27 protein-coding genes are annotated in these 19099 nt (G+C 34.8%); 25 read left to right on the top strand and 2 right to left on the bottom strand.

What is annotated here, in order from left to right; genetic code table 11:
- Nucleotides 1-125: 125 nt before the first annotated feature.
- Both H3T96_RS12400 and H3T96_RS12395 read right to left on the bottom strand, forming a co-directional pair.
- Nucleotides 126-1127 carry a tyrosine-type recombinase/integrase gene (locus H3T96_RS12400; protein ID WP_144092975.1) on the bottom strand — a complete coding sequence of 334 codons (1002 nt, stop codon included), beginning with the start codon at nucleotides 1125-1127 and terminating at the stop codon, nucleotides 126-128.
- A 24-nt stretch (nucleotides 1128-1151) separates the two neighbouring features.
- Nucleotides 1152-1508 (bottom strand): helix-turn-helix domain-containing protein, encoded by a 357-nt coding sequence (locus H3T96_RS12395; protein ID WP_086327590.1) that lies wholly within the window; start codon nucleotides 1506-1508, stop codon nucleotides 1152-1154.
- A gap of 142 nt (nucleotides 1509-1650) precedes the next feature.
- On the opposite strand from H3T96_RS12395, the gene H3T96_RS12390 reads away from it, so the two are divergent.
- From H3T96_RS12390 to H3T96_RS12270, 25 genes are all read left to right on the top strand, one after another.
- Nucleotides 1651-1890: a MerR family transcriptional regulator gene (locus tag H3T96_RS12390; protein WP_025315541.1), complete on the top strand. Its 240-nt coding sequence runs from the start codon at nucleotides 1651-1653 to the stop codon at nucleotides 1888-1890.
- 1 nt (nucleotide 1891) lies between these two features.
- A complete protein-coding gene (locus H3T96_RS12385; protein WP_172398367.1) occupies nucleotides 1892-2041 on the top strand; it encodes a hypothetical protein in 150 nt (49 codons plus the stop codon).
- 84 nt (nucleotides 2042-2125) lie between these two features.
- Nucleotides 2126-2428 (top strand): hypothetical protein, encoded by a 303-nt coding sequence (locus H3T96_RS12380; protein WP_086327299.1) that lies wholly within the window; start codon nucleotides 2126-2128, stop codon nucleotides 2426-2428.
- 25 nt (nucleotides 2429-2453) lie between these two features.
- Complete coding sequence (locus tag H3T96_RS12375) at nucleotides 2454-2669, top strand: DUF2732 family protein (RefSeq protein ID WP_172398368.1); 216 nt, start codon at nucleotides 2454-2456, stop codon at nucleotides 2667-2669.
- Nucleotides 2669-2875: a TraR/DksA family transcriptional regulator gene (locus H3T96_RS12370; protein ID WP_086327301.1), complete on the top strand. Its 207-nt coding sequence runs from the start codon at nucleotides 2669-2671 to the stop codon at nucleotides 2873-2875. The genes H3T96_RS12375 and H3T96_RS12370 overlap by 1 nt, the downstream gene beginning before the upstream one ends.
- A gap of 16 nt (nucleotides 2876-2891) precedes the next feature.
- Complete coding sequence (locus tag H3T96_RS12365; RefSeq protein WP_198248663.1) at nucleotides 2892-5045, top strand: replication endonuclease; 2154 nt, start codon at nucleotides 2892-2894, stop codon at nucleotides 5043-5045.
- Between the two features lie 185 nt (nucleotides 5046-5230).
- Entirely contained in the window at nucleotides 5231-5410 is a 180-nt protein-coding gene (locus H3T96_RS12360) for a hypothetical protein (protein WP_144092979.1), read from the top strand.
- Between the two features lie 714 nt (nucleotides 5411-6124).
- Nucleotides 6125-6565 (top strand): D-Ala-D-Ala carboxypeptidase family metallohydrolase, encoded by a 441-nt coding sequence (locus tag H3T96_RS12355; protein ID WP_144092981.1) that lies wholly within the window; start codon nucleotides 6125-6127, stop codon nucleotides 6563-6565.
- Nucleotides 6562-6909, top strand: a complete 348-nt coding sequence (locus H3T96_RS12350; RefSeq protein ID WP_186279283.1) for a hypothetical protein — start codon at nucleotides 6562-6564, stop codon at nucleotides 6907-6909. The genes H3T96_RS12355 and H3T96_RS12350 overlap by 4 nt, the downstream gene beginning before the upstream one ends.
- A gap of 391 nt (nucleotides 6910-7300) precedes the next feature.
- A complete protein-coding gene (locus H3T96_RS12345; RefSeq protein WP_144092984.1) occupies nucleotides 7301-7504 on the top strand; it encodes a tail protein X in 204 nt (67 codons plus the stop codon).
- A gap of 4 nt (nucleotides 7505-7508) precedes the next feature.
- The gene (locus H3T96_RS12340; protein ID WP_144092986.1) at nucleotides 7509-7886 is read left to right on the top strand and encodes a putative holin; all 378 of its coding nucleotides are present in this window, start codon (nucleotides 7509-7511) and stop codon (nucleotides 7884-7886) included.
- Entirely contained in the window at nucleotides 7883-8170 is a 288-nt protein-coding gene (locus tag H3T96_RS12335; RefSeq protein WP_144092988.1) for a phage holin family protein, read from the top strand. The genes H3T96_RS12340 and H3T96_RS12335 overlap by 4 nt, the downstream gene beginning before the upstream one ends.
- Before the next feature lie 200 nt (nucleotides 8171-8370).
- On the top strand, nucleotides 8371-8802 hold the full coding sequence (locus tag H3T96_RS12330) for a phage tail protein (RefSeq protein ID WP_144092990.1): 432 nt from the start codon (nucleotides 8371-8373) through the stop codon (nucleotides 8800-8802).
- 316 nt (nucleotides 8803-9118) lie between these two features.
- Complete coding sequence (locus H3T96_RS12325) at nucleotides 9119-9757, top strand: phage baseplate assembly protein V (protein ID WP_144092992.1); 639 nt, start codon at nucleotides 9119-9121, stop codon at nucleotides 9755-9757.
- The gene (locus H3T96_RS12320) at nucleotides 9754-10107 is read left to right on the top strand and encodes a GPW/gp25 family protein (protein WP_086359666.1); all 354 of its coding nucleotides are present in this window, start codon (nucleotides 9754-9756) and stop codon (nucleotides 10105-10107) included. The genes H3T96_RS12325 and H3T96_RS12320 overlap by 4 nt, the downstream gene beginning before the upstream one ends.
- Nucleotides 10095-11006: a baseplate J/gp47 family protein gene (locus tag H3T96_RS12315; RefSeq protein ID WP_144092994.1), complete on the top strand. Its 912-nt coding sequence runs from the start codon at nucleotides 10095-10097 to the stop codon at nucleotides 11004-11006. Before H3T96_RS12320 ends, H3T96_RS12315 begins: the two co-directional genes overlap by 13 nt.
- Nucleotides 10996-11601: a phage tail protein I gene (locus tag H3T96_RS12310; protein ID WP_144092996.1), complete on the top strand. Its 606-nt coding sequence runs from the start codon at nucleotides 10996-10998 to the stop codon at nucleotides 11599-11601. The genes H3T96_RS12315 and H3T96_RS12310 overlap by 11 nt, the downstream gene beginning before the upstream one ends.
- Nucleotides 11598-13154: a phage tail protein gene (locus H3T96_RS12305; protein ID WP_144092998.1), complete on the top strand. Its 1557-nt coding sequence runs from the start codon at nucleotides 11598-11600 to the stop codon at nucleotides 13152-13154. The genes H3T96_RS12310 and H3T96_RS12305 overlap by 4 nt, the downstream gene beginning before the upstream one ends.
- A gap of 14 nt (nucleotides 13155-13168) precedes the next feature.
- Entirely contained in the window at nucleotides 13169-13777 is a 609-nt protein-coding gene (locus tag H3T96_RS12300; protein ID WP_144092999.1) for a tail fiber assembly protein, read from the top strand.
- 210 nt (nucleotides 13778-13987) lie between these two features.
- A complete protein-coding gene (locus tag H3T96_RS12295) occupies nucleotides 13988-15163 on the top strand; it encodes a phage tail sheath protein (protein WP_144093001.1) in 1176 nt (391 codons plus the stop codon).
- Nucleotides 15164-15176: 13 nt separating this feature from the next.
- Entirely contained in the window at nucleotides 15177-15689 is a 513-nt protein-coding gene (locus H3T96_RS12290) for a phage major tail tube protein (RefSeq protein ID WP_144093003.1), read from the top strand.
- 65 nt (nucleotides 15690-15754) lie between these two features.
- Nucleotides 15755-16054: a phage tail assembly protein gene (locus H3T96_RS12285; protein WP_144093005.1), complete on the top strand. Its 300-nt coding sequence runs from the start codon at nucleotides 15755-15757 to the stop codon at nucleotides 16052-16054.
- A gap of 8 nt (nucleotides 16055-16062) precedes the next feature.
- Nucleotides 16063-16185: a GpE family phage tail protein gene (locus H3T96_RS12280; RefSeq protein WP_086326492.1), complete on the top strand. Its 123-nt coding sequence runs from the start codon at nucleotides 16063-16065 to the stop codon at nucleotides 16183-16185.
- Between the two features lie 143 nt (nucleotides 16186-16328).
- Nucleotides 16329-18662: a phage tail tape measure protein gene (locus H3T96_RS12275; RefSeq protein ID WP_144093007.1), complete on the top strand. Its 2334-nt coding sequence runs from the start codon at nucleotides 16329-16331 to the stop codon at nucleotides 18660-18662.
- A gap of 1 nt (nucleotide 18663) precedes the next feature.
- Nucleotides 18664-19092 carry a phage tail protein gene (locus H3T96_RS12270; RefSeq protein WP_144093009.1) on the top strand — a complete coding sequence of 143 codons (429 nt, stop codon included), beginning with the start codon at nucleotides 18664-18666 and terminating at the stop codon, nucleotides 19090-19092.
- Nucleotides 19093-19099: the final 7 nt, after the last annotated feature.

The raw sequence follows: 19099 nt of genomic DNA, 5'->3' as shown, positions 1-19099 counted from the left end.
AGTTAATTATGCATATAAAAACATATTAAGCACTATAAAATCATTTTCGATCGCCAATTTACCGCCATTTTTTATTTAATTTGGTTTATTATTATTGAAATAATAATGACTCAATCTATCTTTAATTAATCATGTTCTAACGGATTCAACCTTACCGCATCTTCAAAGTGATCAGGAGCAAAGTGTGCGTAGCGCATGGTCATTTTGATATCGGTGTGGCCGAGTATTTTTTGTAAAACTAAAATATTACCACCATTCATCATAAAATGGCTGGCAAAAGTGTGGCGTAATACGTGGGTTAGTTGTCGATCTGGTAATTCTATTCCTGCACGATCGATTGCTGAGCGGAACGCCGAATAACAGGGGGTAAATAAGCTACCATTCTTTTTGGGAATTTCGTTAAAGAGTTTGTCACTAATTGGAATGGTTCGATTACGTTTGCCTTTGGTGTTAATGTAGGTGATTTTACCATCTTTTACTTGAGTACCTTTTAGGCTTTCAGCTTCGCTCCACCTTGCCCCTGTTGCTAGGCAAATTTTAACAATAATACTTAAATCAATGGCAGTACTTTGCTCACAAGATAATAGGAGTTCGTGAATTTGCTCTTTAGTAAGATAAGCCATTTCTTGCTCATCTGTTTTAAATGGGCGTATTCGTTCAAGTGGATTGTTATGTTGCCACTCCCCTAACCGAATTAACTCGTTAAACATCGCTTTAAAGTAGGTTAATTCAAGATTCATTGTTCTAGGAGCAACCGTTTTAATGCGATCAGTTCGATATATCTCACCATCAATCCGTTTTTGGCGATAAGTAGTAAATTGTTTAGCAGTGAAATTTGTTGCTAATGGATTGTCCATACAATCACTGGCAAAAAGCATTGCTTTTAATCGAGTTTGACCATCTTTTAAGGTTTGACCATGCAGCGAATACCAGCTTTGGATTAATTCAGATAATCGACGCTTATCAATTTTTTCATTAATCCATGGTTTTTGATTTGCTTGTTCTTCAAGATAATTTTCATATGCTAATGCTTCTCCTTTGGTGGCGAAGTTTTTACGGATTCGACGACCACCAGAGAGATATTTTTCAAATAACCATTTTCCATTAGGTTGTTTTCTTACTGACATAAGTACAATTAATCCTTTGCTAATCTAAATCAATTGTCCTTTTAATTCACTAAACTCTTGTTCAGTAATGGCTCCCTTATCTTTTAGGCTAGCCAACCGCTCAAGTTTAACTAAAGTTTCATCGGAAATAACCGCTTCTTTAGATTGTTCAGCTGGTTTAAATTGTCCTTCACCAGTCGCTAACCATTGTAATGATGCACCTGTTTCATCCATACATTTGACAACAAGATCGGAAGGAAAGAGATCTCGTCGATAGCGGATTGATAAACTTGCTGCTGATGTTCCTAAATAATTGCTATATTCGACTTTGGATTTAAACCCATAAGCCTCAATGATTCTATCCAATACTTTGGCACCACCAGAATTAAAATTAATACTCATCTTGAATTAAGCCTAAGTTAATTTATAAATAAAAATATGATTGACATTAAGCTTTGCTTAATGATAAATTATATTTAGTTTAATTTTACATATAAATACACATAATTACATATAAGCATATTTATGTTAGGAATAATGCACTATGATGACAACAATTTCAATCACTATTTCTGCTCCTTACGTCACTGTTGATGAATTTGCTCGAGTTTCGGGCATGAATCCTCGTACTGTTAAAAAATATGTACATGAAGGATTGCTCCCAACGCGAAAAAAAAGAATCACAGGCAAGCATGACCGCTCAACAACGTTAATTAATATGACCGCCCTTACGCTTGAAGGGGCGAAAGCATTCAATCCTGAACTAAATTTGATGGAGCAATAATATGAGCCAGGCTATCTATTTAAGTCAAAAATCGACTACCCAACCGTTAGTTATTTTTATTCAAACCAATAAACATAATCCAAATGGTTGGATTGAAAAAAGTAATGGTAAAACCATTAAATTAAAGCAAGTTAAGCATCGCCAAAACTAACTCGAACCATTTGATAAAGCCTTTGCCTTTTTCGAAAGACATGGCTCTTTTTTGATTCAAACTATATTTATATAAGGAAGAGCGATGAATGATATTGAACAATCTCGTCAACTTGAACATATAAGACATCTATATCAATTAATTCATGGACATCGCAGCTTAGTTCGCAGCAATTTTAATCGGTTAAAGCCAGGACAAAAAAGACTGTTATTAGCAGCCGCAGGCATAACATCATTAAACACAAGATTGTCGTATTCAGAACACAATTTAAACTTTGATCAGCTCAATGATAATGAAGTAGATAATTTAGAAATAGGACTTCGCCGTTTACAAGCCATAGTGGATGTCTTTGCACACTGTGAAGCACAAGATTTTACCAAACAATAATGAATATCAAGATGAGGAAAAATATATGAACTCAAGCACTATTACTCAATCTAAACTACAGAATATATCGGGAAAAATTAAACAAGAAACAGAACAACGACTTTGTGACCTTTATATAAATCGCTTAATGCAAATAAGCGGTCATATCTTAGATCAGAATTTAACCGCTAGCGAAGTAAATGAATTGCTTTATCAAGAAGCAGAAAAACTTCGCCATCAAAGCTATGAGACTAATGCCTAATGAAAGATATTATAGACCAAGCAAATGATTTGGCTCAGCTTGAACTTGATAATCTACTTGCTAATCGCCAAACCTTTACCGGCGAATCAGCAATAGATTGTATCGAATGTGGCGAGCCAATCCCTGAAAAACGTAGACAATTGTTAAAAGGTTGTCAACTTTGTATCGATTGTCAAAATCTAAAAGAACTGCGTGCCAAACGATAACTGCTACCGAGAATTTATGACCAGTCAATCTTTCTCTTTACCTTTTATTCCTGCTAAAAATAAACATTCTTTATTATTAGCTATGCGTGATTACTATGAAAATATCGGGCAATATTTACCTAATAAAAAATTAGCAAGAACGCCAATAGCTCAACTTAATTATGAAAAAAAAATGCCACAATCTATCAGCTATAATGAAATTAAATTGTGGCAAGTTGATCAAGAAGACCACCCATTCCGTGCTCAATTCTTTAGTGATTTACCTGATTTTTTAGCTGGTTATTTTGCTGATAAATATATTAATCTTTTTCAAGTTGAAGGAAGAAAAAAAGCCAATAGTTTTTTACGACAAACTTTAGGTGGCAATATTCAGGAAAGATTATCGCAAGTCAAAGCACGTTATCAAGTAGACAAACCCAGTGTCTTATCGATTAATTTTGCCGAGGAATTTGCCCGATTAGCCACATTGAGTACAAAAAAGTTAGCAAAATTAAGTGTTGACATAGTCAATTATCTGAATAAACACATCCAAACCTGTCTTGCAGATCAGTCCTTTTGTTTGACAGCTAATCATATTGAAAGCAATAGTTTAGAGCAAAAACTTTATCGAACAGTCTTAAAAGAATTAAGTGGTATTAACATTATACCCCCCTATTTTAATGATTTTAAAAATCACAAATTAACCAATGATAATTGTATTAAAGCATTAGCTAAAATAACCAATCATGAATGGTGGCAACGTAAATTAAAAACTCGCCGTGATTTTGAACATGAGCATTTCGCAATTGCCGTAGGTCAAGTACAAAAAAAGGCATCCCCTTATGCTAGTCGTAGCTGTCAAATGGAATGGCAAGAGCAAAAACGTCGCAATCAAAAATATCTGGAAAAGATGGCGATAGAAAATCCAGAAACGGGTGAACAAATATCATTAGATTTACAAGTTTATAAATCAATAGCTAACCCAGCAATAAGGCGTGTGGAGCTTATGACACGCATGCGGGGCTTTGAAGATTTAGCAGATCAACTAGGTTATCAAGGTGCTTTTATAACCTTGACTGCTCCAGCTAAATATCACAGTGCGCATGCCAAAGGTGGCTTTGTTGAAAACTGGCAAGGCAACACTCCACGAGAAACACAAGCCTACTTATGCAAAATTTGGTCACGAATTCGGGCTAAATTAAATCGTGAAAATATTCAATTTTTTGGTTTTCGGGTTGCCGAACCTCATCATGACGGTACACCTCACTGGCATATTTTAATCTTTATGCGTCCAGAAGATATCCAAAAAGCTTTTTATAGTATGTGGATATATGCGATGGATGAAGATGGGGATGAAAAAGGTGCTGCCATCAATCGTTTTGAATTTAAAAATATTGATAAACAAAAAGGATCTGCAACTGGCTACATCGCCAAATATATTGCCAAAAATATTGATGGATATGCACTAGAAAACGAAATTGATACGCAAACAGGCGAAAACTTAAAGCTATCATCTAAAGCGATTACTGCTTGGGCCAGCCGCTGGAAGATTCGCCAATTTCAACAATTAGGGGGGGCACCTGTCAGTGTATGGCGAGAACTGCGCCGTTTAAAAAATAAAAAAGTAGACAATAATATTATCGATCCAGTATTAGCATCGGCCGATATTGGTGATTGGGCAGCTTATACTACTCATCAAGGTGGACCATTGGTCAAACGCAAGGATATTAAAGTCCGGCTTGCTTATGAGGATAAAGTTAATCAATATGAAGAAATTATCAAAAAAATTAAAGGGGTCTATGCACCGATTCATGGTTTTGCATCTTTTATTTGCACCCGATTAATTAAATGGAAGCTAGTTCCCAAAAATAGTAGTAGTGGCGTAAAAACTAATGATACATTTTTATTGCGGGCGGAACGCACGCCTTGGAGTTCTGTCAATAACTGTACTCACACAGTTAATTTTGAACAACAACGACAAGCCATTAAACAACAACTGAAAATTATCGGTTTACCAGATAATGATTTAAATGTGAATCACCTCTATTTAAGGCGAAGTATCAGGTTAAATGCGCATCAGCGTCTAAAACTAACTGACGCCCTAAATGGACTTCATTTACTAGTAAACAATCATTATATTGAGTCAAAAAAAAGACCACCTAAAAACCATATCAATGACATTTTTAACTAAAGCAAAAAATACATGATTAATATTTTTTACTTAGTGAATCGTGTAACATTTAGACAATAAAATAGATAATTATCAATATGCTAAATATTATTGACTACTTTATTCTAAGTTTTTAAAAAATGACTTGATCGAAAAGATAATTATTATATACTGTATGTAGATACAGCATTTAAGGGTAACTAGAAATGAATGAGTTGGAAAAAATAAAAACAATAGAGCGCGTCGAATTACTTTCACGAATCATTACTGAACATATTCATTTACAGGAAAATGATAAAGACATAATAATGTTTTGGTTTCGTGATTTACTTGAGCCATTAAAAAAACAAATGACGACTAAACATCTTAATAACCCAAATAATTAATAATCACTTTAGGATAGTTGAAAATAGTTTAGGCCACTTAACAACCATCATCAACTATCCTCCCATACCATACAAACTAATAATAAAAAACTACAATTTGAGAAAACTTTATTTTTAATACTCAGATACCGCAAGTTTATTCGATAGTTGCGGATAATTATTAATATAATTCATATTAGCAATGACTATTTATATGAATTAAATCTTAATAATTAGTTTTTTAATTAACATCGGCAACCATCCAAATACTAATTTATTTTAGTCAAAATAAGGAATTTTAATTGTCTAAACACTTACTACAAAATCCTGTCTACAATAATTATTAATTATTTGATTAATAACAACTTTATTGGAATTATTTTTAATTAAAAACTCTTATAAATTAGGAGGGAAGAGTAAAAAACTGTATAATTAAACAGTGTGATAAGTTACTTAAATTATCCTTTGATTCTTGATAACTGATAACAGGATTGGAATATGCTTATTAAAAAAGGATAGTAAAAAATGATAACAAATTTCGCATTACAACATTAATTGCTTAAATGTATATTTTCGGCTTTTGCTGGAGCATTAATCATTTTAGCGTTTAATTGTTTTAATTGGCAATTTGAACTTATCTGCGGTATAGCTATGACCAAGATTGTTGATACGGAGCCAGCTTAATTTAAACGCGAAATAAAACTTAGTTAAATATATCAAAGGAAATGAAGAGTCATGAAATTAACCGAGCACTTCACATTAGAAGAATTTACTCGTTCAACAACAGCAACTCGACTAAAAATAGATAATCGTGTCCCAGATGACTTAATGGCAAATATTTATCTGACAGCTAACAAATTAGAATTAGTTAGAAAAGCTTTAGCTTATCCAATCATTATCTCATCTGGATACCGCTGCCCTGCTTTGAATAACCAAGTGGGTGGGTCGCAAACCAGTGCTCATACTAAAGGTTTAGCCGTTGATTTCAATTGTGCCTATGGCAATCCAAAACAAATTTGCCAACATTTAATCGCTAATGGTGTCGAATTTGACAAAATCATCCAAGAATATAATCAATGGGTTCATATTGAATTTAGTCACGGCAACCAACGCAGATGTGTTCTTACAGCAGTAAAACAAAACGGCAAAACTATTTATTTACAAGGATTAGTATGAACAAAACCAACGTCACTATTGCTTTTGCATTTATAATATTGTTTTTTATTATTAGCGATTTACTGCATGCTAAACGATTAGCAAACAATGAAGCCAGCCAATTGGCACAAAAAGTAGTCCAATTGCAACAAACAATTATAAAAAATAATCAGATTATCGTTGACTATGAAAAAAGCAAGCAGTATTTAGAACAACAATCGTTACAAAATCAGGAACAAATAAATGGTCAACTCAAAGAGAATTATTGTGCTAACCAGCTGGTGCCTATGCCTATTTCTGGTAGCTTGTACAACCGAGCGAAAAATCTTCGTCAATCAACCAATACCCGCGAATTTACTCATTAGTTGTCAACCGAATTTACCTCCTAATCCAATGACTTTTGGTGATAGCCTTACATACAACGAACATTTATTGCATATTATTGAAAAATGTAATGCTGATAAACAGGCTATTCGTGAGATTAATGAAACTGACAGTAACTAATTTTTTATTAACTGATCAACAATACTTTATCGTATTGTATGTCAATTTATTACAATTTTGATTAATTGCTTAAAAATGATTTAGCAACGACCATATTATTAAATAATTATTTATAACGAGTGACCCTCACACCTCGGCGGTGCAATGGTTTTAATGGAGCAATCCCCCTTGTTTTCCGCCGAGCCCTATTTATTGAAACACCATCAATGTCGCTGTTAAAAAAATCTAAATTAACTATGGAGTAATTGAAGAATGATAGTTTATACCATGCAAAATGAAACTATTGATGCATTAGCTTATCGTGTTTTTGGTAAAACAACAGGTATTGTAGAAATAATTTATCAAAACAACCCTAAGCTATGTGAATTACCAGCGATATTGCCTATGGGTATAGAAGTAAACGTACCAGAATCAATACCTGAAAAAAACTCTAATTCTATTAATTTATGGGACTAATTTAATGACAGAGCCCACCAGTATAACTTTTACTGCAATTATCAGTGCTTTTTCATTATCGATGATTTATCCTAACATTGAAAATGGTATTATTTTAGGTGCTCTTTGTGGTTCGATTTTATTAGTAATTAGTGAACAATGTATTTCTCGTTTGCGTCGTATCATCTTATTTTTTATTTCATTTGCTATGGGTTTGCTCTTAGCTGAAATGACACTGTATTTACTCATTCCATTTTTTCCAATAAACATTCAGACTAAAATGCCACCTGGCTTAGGTGCATTAGTTGCATCAGCTATTAGCGTTAAATTATTACTATGGTTAATTAAAAAATTCGATGATCCAACTGACCTTTTCAATAACTTTAGGGGCAAAAAATCATGATAACGACACTTAATGGTATTTTTTGTTTAATGATTGCAGTGCGATTATTTACTTTCGATCGCAATAATTGTCGCTACAAAGTTAAATACAGTTGGTTAGCTTGGTTGATGATAATTTCAAGTGCTGCTATCAGCTTATTTTCATTTTTCAATCTACCCCATCGTGCTTACCTAGCCCAAGTAGTGATGAATATAACATTATTACTCTGTTTGTTAAAAAGCAAAGGCAACATTAACATTTTCTGTCGTTCAGTAAAATCGGCTAACAACACTAATTCACAATGACGCAATAAAATAATTGCAATAAATTAAAAAATAGACGTTTAAGCAATTGAATATTTGGACAGATGCGACTGGATTTAGGATTTAGGATTGAGGATTGAGGATTGACAGTTATTTTATTTCAACCTCAGCTATCTTCCACTAATTAAAAATTAACGGTTTTAAAGTAAACAAGATTATTCATAACTATTAGAAGGATCGGTATGAAAAAAATTAATCATTTAAAAAAATATCTGTTTGAGAAAAATCTGCTGAACGATAATTCAACAACTAAAAATCAATTTACCATCAAAGAGGGTATTGTTGAGCCTTTCTCTGTGGATAATTCAGGATTTAAATACCATTTTACATTAACTATATATTTAACTGGCTATTGCTACCCTTTTGAAGATTTAATCGCCAGTATAGTCAGCTGGATGCAAGCTAATCAGCCAGATGCCTTGATTAGCACACAATCACGTCAACGAGCAATTAAGTTTAATGTTTCAAATATCTCTAGCAATCAGTGTGATTTAACAATTGAATTAGCATTGTCAGAACGGATTAAACCATTACAAAAGCAAGATAAATTGGAATTTAACTCATTAACTGATCGAATAATTTTGCAAGAATCATTAGAAAAGTATGGCTATTAATAATAGTTACTTTGTGTAGCAAATAAAATGCTGACATTAGTATAGACATTTCAAATTTGATGACAAATAGATGCTTTTAGGGGCTTTAAAAACCCCTATCTCCGACTTTTTTGATGTTAAAGGCTCTTTTTTAATATTCATTTAACATTGTGTTTTATTATTTTATTTAAAACAAAAAATGATTAGTCAAGAAGTTACTGATTAAATCATTTCAAATAAACCATAAATCTTAGTTAACTCACTGAAAATTTGTAACCCCTATCACTACAACCAAGCTTGCTTTATTTTTATTTGATAAAATTTCATCATAGTCGTTATGAAAAATTATCATCCTGCCGACTTAGTCGACATTCTACGAAAAATTGAAAACCTGATTCGCCCTGGTGTTATTTATCAAACCAATGGCGATCGGGTTAAAGTCCGTACTGGTGAATTAATTACAACATGGTTACCTTGGTTTAGTCATCGTGCGGGAAAAAGTCGCACATGGTGGCGCCCATCGGTAGGTGAACAAGTATTTATTTTAAGCCCCAATGGTAATCTTTCGTTAGGTTGCGTATTACCTAGTATATATTGTGATACAAATCCTGCTCCAGCTAAATCTGATGATGGTTATATTGTGACATTTCCTGATGGTGCATCATTTGAATATGAACCTGAAACTAGTCAACTAACTATCAAAGGTATCAAAACCGCTGTGATTGAGGCCAGTGAACAAATAACCGCTAAAGCAGGTAGCAAAATTCAACTTGATACTCCATTAGTGGAGTGCAGTGATCATGTAACATTCAAATCATTTAGTGCTAGTGGTGGTGGAGCTAAAGGAAATACAGGCACATTAACTGGTCACGTCATTCATAAACAAGGTCAATTTTCATCGAATGGAATTGTATTAGATTCTCACACCCACGTTGGCGTTAAAGCTGGTGGTGATTCAACAGGAAAACCGCAATGAGTTACATAGGTATGAACAGCAAAACAGGGCGAACGATTAACGATATGGATCATATCAACCAATCGATTAAAGACATTCTTACGACACCGATTGGTTCCAGAATTGAGCGTCGTAGTTATGGTTCTTTACTGTTTTTACTTTTAGATAATCCAAATACAGAAGCAACAAAATTACGAGTGATTTCGGCAACGGTATTGGCACTTGCTCAATGGGAACCGAGAATAAAACTTGATGCTGTCGATGTATTTCCTGATAAAGAAAAATTAACCTTACAAATAACTGGTTCCCGAATAGACAAACCAAACCAAACATTTACTAGCGAAATCGAGGTAGCAACATGGCCACATTAACTGATCTTTCAAAATTACCCTCCCCAAATGTGATTGAATCGTTAGATTTTGAGGAGATTTTTAATCGTCGCAAAGCTAAATTTCTTTCACTTTATAGCGCTCAAGATCAGGAAGAAGTTGCTAAAACATTACAATTTGAAAGTGAGCCGATTGTAAAGTTATTACAAGAAAGCAGCTATTACGAACTGCTTTTACGGCAACGAATAAACGAAGCATCACAAGCTCTTATGATTGCTCACGCTAAAGATCAGGATTTAGATAATTTAGGAGCAAATTTTAATGTTCATCGTTTAACCATTCAAGCTGAAGATAATAGTGTCGTTCCAGCTATTAAAAAGATCAAAGAAGCTGATAGTGATTTTAGAGTGCGAATTCAATCTGCATTTGAAGGCTTATCAGTCGCTGGCCCTCGAGCTGCTTATGAATTTTTTGCTCGAAGTGCTGATGGACGAGTATTAGATGCCGCAGCTGAAAGTCCATCACCAGCTTGTGTTACATTAGCAATATTATCACGCGATAATAATGGTGTTGCCTCAGATGAACTGATTGAAATCGTTAAAAAAGCAGTTAATCAAGACGATCGCCGTCCTATTGCTGATAGGGTAACCGTTAAATCGGTAGAACTAATTAACTATCAAATCAAAGCTAAACTTTACTTATATCCAGGACCAGAATCAGAGCCGATTAAAAAAACGGCCATGAATAATTTACAAGCTTATATTAGCGAAAAACATCGAATTGGACGAAGAATCAGTCGCAGTGCAATTATTTCAGCATTACATGTTGTTGGTGTACAGCGTGTTGAACTTCAAGAGCCTGTACAAGATATTATCATCAGCCGTGAGCAAGCTAGCTATTGTTCAAACTATCAGATTGAGGTAGCAGGTTATGGCGAATAAAACGCTACTCCCCCCTACTGCTACCAAACTTGAAAAAAATCTTTCACAAGCGATTGCTTGTGAGCCACCAATTCCACTACGTTCACTTTGGGATCCACAAACTTGTCCATATGAATTACTGCCTTATTTAGCATGGCAATATAGTGTAGATCGTTGGGATGAAGAATGGTCTGAGCAGATCAAACGAAAAGTCATTGCTGAAGCATTTGAAATTCATAAACTCAAAGGTACTAAAGAAGCAATTCGCCGTGCTGTCGAGCCATTTGGTTTTTTAATCAAAATTAGTGAATGGTGGCAAAACAATCAAACTCCAGGTTCTTTTACACTGGAAATTGGCGTATCAGATACTGGCATAACCGAAGAATATTATAACGAACTTAGTCGTATAATTGATGATGTGAAACCCGTATCTCGTCAATTATCAAATTTGGCGATTCAATTAGTCTCTAAAGGCTCCCTAACCATCGGTGTCAGTGGTTATGATGGTAATACATTAGCTATCTATCCTTATATCGCTGAAAAAGTAATAACGCAATCTGAAAGCCATTTTGGTGCAACTATTCATTTAATCGATACAATGAGCATAATACCATGAATCAAATCTACTATACAATCTTAACTAAACGAGGGGCGGCATTGTTAGCCAATGCTACCGCACTGGGCGTACCACTTAAAATAACTCAAATGGCAGTTGGAGATGGCAACGGTAAAATACCAAAACCGGATGAAAGCCAAACCAAATTAGTGCACGAAGTTAGACGTGCAGCTATCAACACACTATTTGTCGATAAAGAAAACCCCAATCAAATTATTGCAGAGCAAGTTATACCCGAGTCTGATGGCGGCTGGTTTATTCATGAAATTGGTTTGTTTGATGATAAAGGTAATCTAATCGCCGTAGGTAACTGCCCTGCTACCTATAAACCTAAATTAGCTGAAGGCAGTGGCCGAACACAAGTGATTAGAATGGTTATTATTGTAGACAATACCCAATCTATTCAATTAAAAATCGATCCGGCAGTGGTATTAGCTACCCGAGAATACGTTGATGATTTAATTACCGCAAAGATGACGATTCATGAAAAATCAATCAATCACCCAAATGCCACCACTAAATCTAAAGGTTTTGTACAATTAAATTCGGCAATTAATTCTAATATTGAAAACCAAGCCGCAACACCATTAGCTGTTAAAAAAGCCTATGATTTAGCAAACGGGGCGTTAAAAAAATCCGGCGACACAATGAGCGGTCAATTAATTTTGTCAGAACTCGGAATAAAACATAGATATAGTGACAGTGAAAATGTGATGGTATCGAGAACGAGCGGCGATGATTACGCACATGTATTTTATGATGCAAATAAAAAACAATGGAAGAGCAAATTAGTATATAACTCGACAAAAAACTCGTGGAGTTTTCAATCTATTGATGATGTCGTAATTAATGGTAAGTCAGTGCTAAAAACTGGAGATTACGGAATCGGCTCATTAACTGGCGCTCCAACTAGTAATCCAAATGATCGGTTACCAAGCGGTTGGTATGCAACTCAAACATCTGATTTTCCAGATTTGTCCAGAAATGATTCAGCCACATTAGCTGTTTACGGCAGTTCACATAAAAACTTTTACGTTGAACAATTATTCGTTGTTGCATCAAAAACACCTAAAATATTTAACCGCTGCGCAACAATAGATGGTAAACAACAATGGTATGAAACTATCACAACATCCAACATTAACAACTATATCCCCGTTGGAATTCCTCAACCATGGCCTAGTAACAATCTACCTTCTGGCTGGCTGGAGTGCAATGGTTCGGCTTTCGATAAAAATCAATTTCCTAAATTGGCTGCAGTGTATCCATCTGGAAAATTACCCGATTTAAGAGGTGAATTTATTCGAGGTTGGGATAACGCGCGTGGCGCAGATCCTAATCGAGTAATACTTAGTTATCAAGATTGTATGATACAAAGTCATAACCATTCAACAGAAATTGGATATTATCATGAAGATGGTGTCGGCAATCCATGGGGATCAGGCAATAGTAAAAGATTAGAGGGAAACTATTTATTCACAACAGAATTAGCTGGTGGTAGAGAAACTCGCCCAAGAAATATCGCATTTATGTATATCGTTAAAGCAGAATAAATAGGAGAAAAATAATGAAATATCAATTAAAACCAGAATCAGCAGTATTGGACAATAATGGTTTAACTCAATCAGCAGGCTGGGCAATTATTTATAATGTTGACGCTAAAGGTGAATTTTTACAAGCAACCTATCAATATTTACCAATTGGTGTTGGCTTACCGGCTAATGCTTATTTAGAATCGCCAAAAAGTGTTAAAGACAATCAAGCAATCATTCACGATGGTCAGCAATGGACCTATCCTACAGATTTACGTGGCACTAAGATTTATTCAATTGAAACAGGTGCAGAAACCACCCATCAAAAGTTAGGTGAAATTCCTGATGGTTATACTGATTTAAAACCAGCAAGTGAATTTGATAGCTGGGATGGGGAAAAATGGCAATTTGATAAAAATAAACAGCTTCAATATGAAATCAATCAAGCTTTAACCAAGAAAAATCAACTTCTCGCTGAAGCAACTACGCAAATCAGTTATTTACAAGATGCCGTTGATTCACAAATTGCCAGTGAGCAAGAAATGCAATTACTCGCCGAATGGAAAAAATATCGCGTGCTAGTCAATCGCATTGATGTTGAACAAGCACCAAATATTGATTGGCCTAATGATCCAACTATCTAATTTTAATATCAATTACTGTCATTTACTTTTTCAATTTAGCGTAGTAAATGACAGTTTTTTGTCCGTTATATTCATACTATCCGATAAACATTTTCTCTATAAATTGTAACAATTTCCACTACAAATACAATCACTAACTCATTTGTATCAAATATGTAAATATTAATAAGTACATTAACTTTACGATATGTAAACCACAACGGAGAACTTATGGCTAACGACTATCATCACGGCGTCCGAGTCATCGAAATCAATGAAGGTTCACGCTCTATCAGAACAGTATCAACTGCTGTTGTTGGTATTGTTTGTACTGGCGATGATGCCGATGCGACGCATTTTCCACTTAACACCCCAGTTTTGATTACCAATGTCAATACCGCTATTGGTAAAGCTGGCTCAACAGGAACACTAAAACCAACACTAGAAGCAATTGCAGATCAATGTTCGCCTGTTATTGTTGCAGTTCGTGTTGAAAAAGGTGCAACTATTGAAGAAACTGAAGCAAATATCATTGGTACCACGACTGAAGATGGCAAATATACCGGTATGAAAGCACTGCTTTCAGCACAAACTCAGTTAAAAGTAAAACCACGTATATTAGGTGTGCCTGGTTATGACTCATTACCAGTTGCTACCGCACTAATCTCATTAGCACAAAAATTACGTGCCTTTTGTTATGTTTCAGCTTATGGTGCTAAAACTAAAGAACAAGCCGTACTTTATCGTGATAAATTAGGTGCTCGTGAAGCTATGGTAATTTGGCCAGATTTTGTCGGCTTTGACACCACACAAAAACAAAATGTCACTTTAGCTGCAACGGCTAGAGCTTTAGGACTACGTGCCCAAATTGACCAAAAAGTTGGTTGGCATAAAACATTATCAAATGTTCCTGTCAATGGTGTCACAGGTATTTCTAACGATGTCTTTTGGGATTTGCAAGAAGAAAGCTCTGACTCAAATTACTTAAACGAACACGATGTAACTACCCTAATTTGCAATCAAGGCTATCGCTTCTGGGGATCTCGTACTTGTTCTGCTGATACATTATTTGCGTTTGAAAACTACACTCGTACAGCACAAGTATTAGCTGACACTATTGCTGAAGCACAATTCCAATTAGTTGACGCACCAATGCATGCCTCTTTAATTAAAGACTTAGTTGAATCAATTAATAATAAATTCCGTGAACTAAAATCTAACGGCTACATTATTGATGGTAAAGCATGGTTTGATCCTGAAACTAATACTGCAGACATTCTAAAAGCTGGCAAATTATATATTGATTATGATTATACACCAGTCCCACCACTTGAAAATCTTATGTTACGCCAACGCATTACCGATAAATATTTGGTTGAGCTGGCTAATTCTGTCGCCACTAACTAAGGAGAACAATTAAATGGCTCTACCTAAAAAACTCAAATACTTCAATGTCTATGTCAACGGGACATCTTTTGCTGGTGAAGTCGAATCATTCACACCACCCAAATTAACCAGAAAATTTGAAAACTATCGTGGTGCAGGTATGCCTGGTAGCGTGCCAATCGACATGGGATATGAAGATGACGCATTAAATGTTGAATGGACAATCGGTGGGTTAGCTCACGAAGTGCTTAAACAGCATGGAGGCTTACTCAATGGTGTTACATTACGTTTTGCTGGTGCTTACCAAAAAGATGATAGTGAAGATTTTGTTAAAGTCGAAATCATCGTTAATGGGCGCCACAAAGAACAAGATCGTGGTGAACTAAAACAAGGTGAAAGCAACTCGACTAAAATCACTACACAATGTACATACTATAAAGAGATCATCAACAACGAAGAAATTACTGAAATCGACCTTATCAACATGATCGACAAAGTAAACGGTGAAGATCGTCTATCCAAAGTACGCAGTGCCATTGGACTATAACCATTAATTTAAAACTAATCATTTAAATTAAAAAGCCCGCGAGGGCTTCTTAAGAGAGAAAACAAATGACTAACAGCAAAAAAATTACGTTAAAAACTGGACTAAAATCAGGTAAAACAACCATAAACGAAATTACTGTCCGCAAACCTTTAACCGGTGATTTACGTGGCGTTAAATTAATCGAATTTATTGATTTAGATATCGACTCTTTAGCAAAAGTACTACCACGCATTACCACTCCATCAATTGCTGAACATGAAGTATTTAATTTAGATTTAATTGACTTATCAGAGATCACTAAAGAGGTAATCAATTTTTTGTCCCAGAACTCGAACGATGCCAACAAGGAATCCCCAACCGAGTAGAGGAGGCAATGGCAGATATTGCGCTAATCTTTCACTGGCAACCATCTGCCATGGATGAATTAAACTTATCTGAACTTATGGAATGGCGAGAGCATGCTCGCGTCAGAAACGGTACCAATAATTCTGAATAATCATTAAGAAAATTATCAAAAATAAAAGGTACCGTTTGACAGCATTGATTTTTTGAATAATTTAAAAAAACGAATCAATACACAATTAATGCACTCAACATAAACATCATTAATCAAAATCAGAGAAACAGAGTTAATTAATTATGTCCAAAAAATCCAAGAAAAAACCAAATCAAAAAAATAAAATATCTGGAGCTAACAATACGAATAAGCCTAGATCAAATACAAAGTCTTCTGAAACTAGTCAGTCAAAAAAAGTTAATACACAGGCTAATACGGAAACTACTGACAAAAATTCAGATGACAAAGAAAAAAAAAGCTCGCCAAGTAAAAAGCTAAAAGAAATTGGCACAAATCTTGGCAAACCAATATTGTATCAAGTTGAGTCCTTTATTGAACTTGATCAAGCCATGAATAAAATTGCAAGGCAATTTAAAGGGCTTTATGACCTAGAAGGCAAACCGACTGAATTATTTGGCAGTATGAAAGAGCAAATTCAATCACTAAGTCAACAAATACCGACAGCTAGAGGAGCATTAGATATTGCTGAACAAGTAGAATCTAATGCCAAATTAGGTATAACCAAACAAAGCGATCCAATAAGTGAACAACAAAAAAAACTGCTAAACTTTACCAAAATCACGGCAATGTCAGCCAACGCGTTTGGTTTACCAGCTAAAGAATTAGCAACAGATATGAGTGAAATTGCCAAACTATTTAATATTCCGATAGAAAATATTGAAAACTTAGCCGACACAATTAATTATCTAAGTGACAACACCGATGTTAATGCAGCTAATATCATTAGTTCGTTAAAAGGTATGGATGATATTGCTGATAAACTCGATTTCAAACAAGTTATGGCATTAAATTCAACGTTCTTAAACCTGAATATAAAACCAGATGGTGCGATTGCTGCCACCAATGCTATTGTCAATAGTTTATCAAAAGCCACAACGCAATCAGAGCAATTCCAACAAACATTACAGTCAATTGGATTCGATGCCAGTAAAATAGAACAAGACATGTCAATTGATGCCATTGACACAATACAAAAAGTACTGACAACTATTAAACAACAGAATACTACCCAACAAACAGAAATTCTTAGTAAGTTATTTGGTAGTGAACAAGCCCAAAATACGGACAAACTTACCAATAATTTGCCTTTACTTACTCAACAACAATCAGTAATTAATGATCCAAATGCAATGGGTTCTTTACAAATAAAAGCAGATATTGACAGTAAAAGTTTTGCGTCACAATTTCAATTATTAAAAGCCACATTTAATAACCTCTTAAGTTCGATGGGCGGTTCCATGCAAGGAGTAATAGTTGGAGCAATGCCATGGTTAACAGATCTCATGGCAAATACTCAGCAATGGGTAAATAACCACCCTACTTTTGTCGCGACCTTTATGGAAATAATTTCAATCACCTCTATGGCAAGCACAGCATTAGGCGCATTAGGAGAAATTCCGATTAAAACTTTAACGAGTGCATTTAAAGGTTTAGGCACTGTTATCTCGACAGTTGGTCGAGCATTTTTACTCAATCCTATTGGGGTTGTCGTTATGGCAATTGCCGCTGCTGCTCTTGTAATAAGAAAATATTGGGAACCAATGAGTGCCTTTTTCAGTGGTTTTTGGGAAGGATTGACTAATGAAATAAAGCCAATCATTGATACTTTTTCATTCTTAGGTCCGGTATTTAGCGCTATAGGTGATGCAATAGGCGGAGTGATTAATTGGTTTAGTCAATTATTAACGCCAATCAAATTAACTAATGAAGAGTTTGAAAGTTGTAAATCGGCAGGAGTATCTTTTGGTTCAATTGTTGGTAGCATCATTATGGCACCAATCAAACTATTTGAAACACTCTTTGAAGTAGTGAGTAATGTTTGGGATCTTATTATGTCATTACCTGACAAAATAAAAGAACTACCTGACAAAATAGGACAAATTTTTACTGGTGAAAATGGATTATTCAATAAGTTTTTAAAAATTGGCGGCGATATTATAGACGGCCTAACAAACGGTATCAAAAATGCATGGAACGGGTTAAAAGATAGCATATCAGATGTTGCTAGTAATATATGTAGTTGGTTCAAATCAAAACTAGGAATTAATTCACCATCAAAAGTCTTTAAAGAGTTTGGTATTAACACTATTGAAGGCTATCAACTTGGGATCGATGGAACACAAGACGTTGCGCTAGACTCAATGAGTAAGTTTGCTAACAAAGTCACAACAAATGCGCCACACATGCCATTAAATACCATGAATAATAGAACAGATCCTATTGCCAATTCGGGGATTAGTAATATTCAAGGAGGAACATCACAATACTATATCACCATCAATGCAGCTCCTGGCATGAATGAACAAGAGTTAGTTAGAGCTATCACTCAAGAACTCGATCGTCGAGAGCAACAACAACTATTTCAAATTAAAAGCAGCTTAAGGGATATCTACTAAAATGATGATGTGTTACGGATTTTTTGTTTTCAGCTTAAAAACATTACCCTACAAAAGTATGAAAGTAAACAAAAGTTGGAGCTGGGCTAGTAATAATAGAGTTAACAAACGCTCAGCATTACAGTTTACAGGACCTAATAACGAAACAATAAACCTATCGGGTTCAGTATATAGTGAAATAACTCATGGTAGAGTCAGCCTTGAAGTTCTAGAACATATGGCTTATTTATCAGTACCAATGCCACTAATTGAAGGGGATGGGGTACCACTTGGTTTCTTTGTTTTAAATAGTGTAGAAAAAACTTACACCGAACTAGATCGTCACGGTTCTCCAAGAAAAATCGATTTCACAATAAACCTAACTAAAGTTGATATTCCAGACTTCTTTGGTGAAGGCGCCATCAAAGATATTATTGATATTATTATATAGGTACAAC

The sequence above is a fragment of the Gilliamella sp. W8136 genome, assembly GCF_016101285.1.
In the GTDB taxonomy this organism is placed as follows: Bacteria; Pseudomonadota; Gammaproteobacteria; order Enterobacterales; family Orbaceae; genus Gilliamella; species Gilliamella apicola_N.
This window is presented reverse-complemented; position numbering and strand designations above follow the sequence as displayed.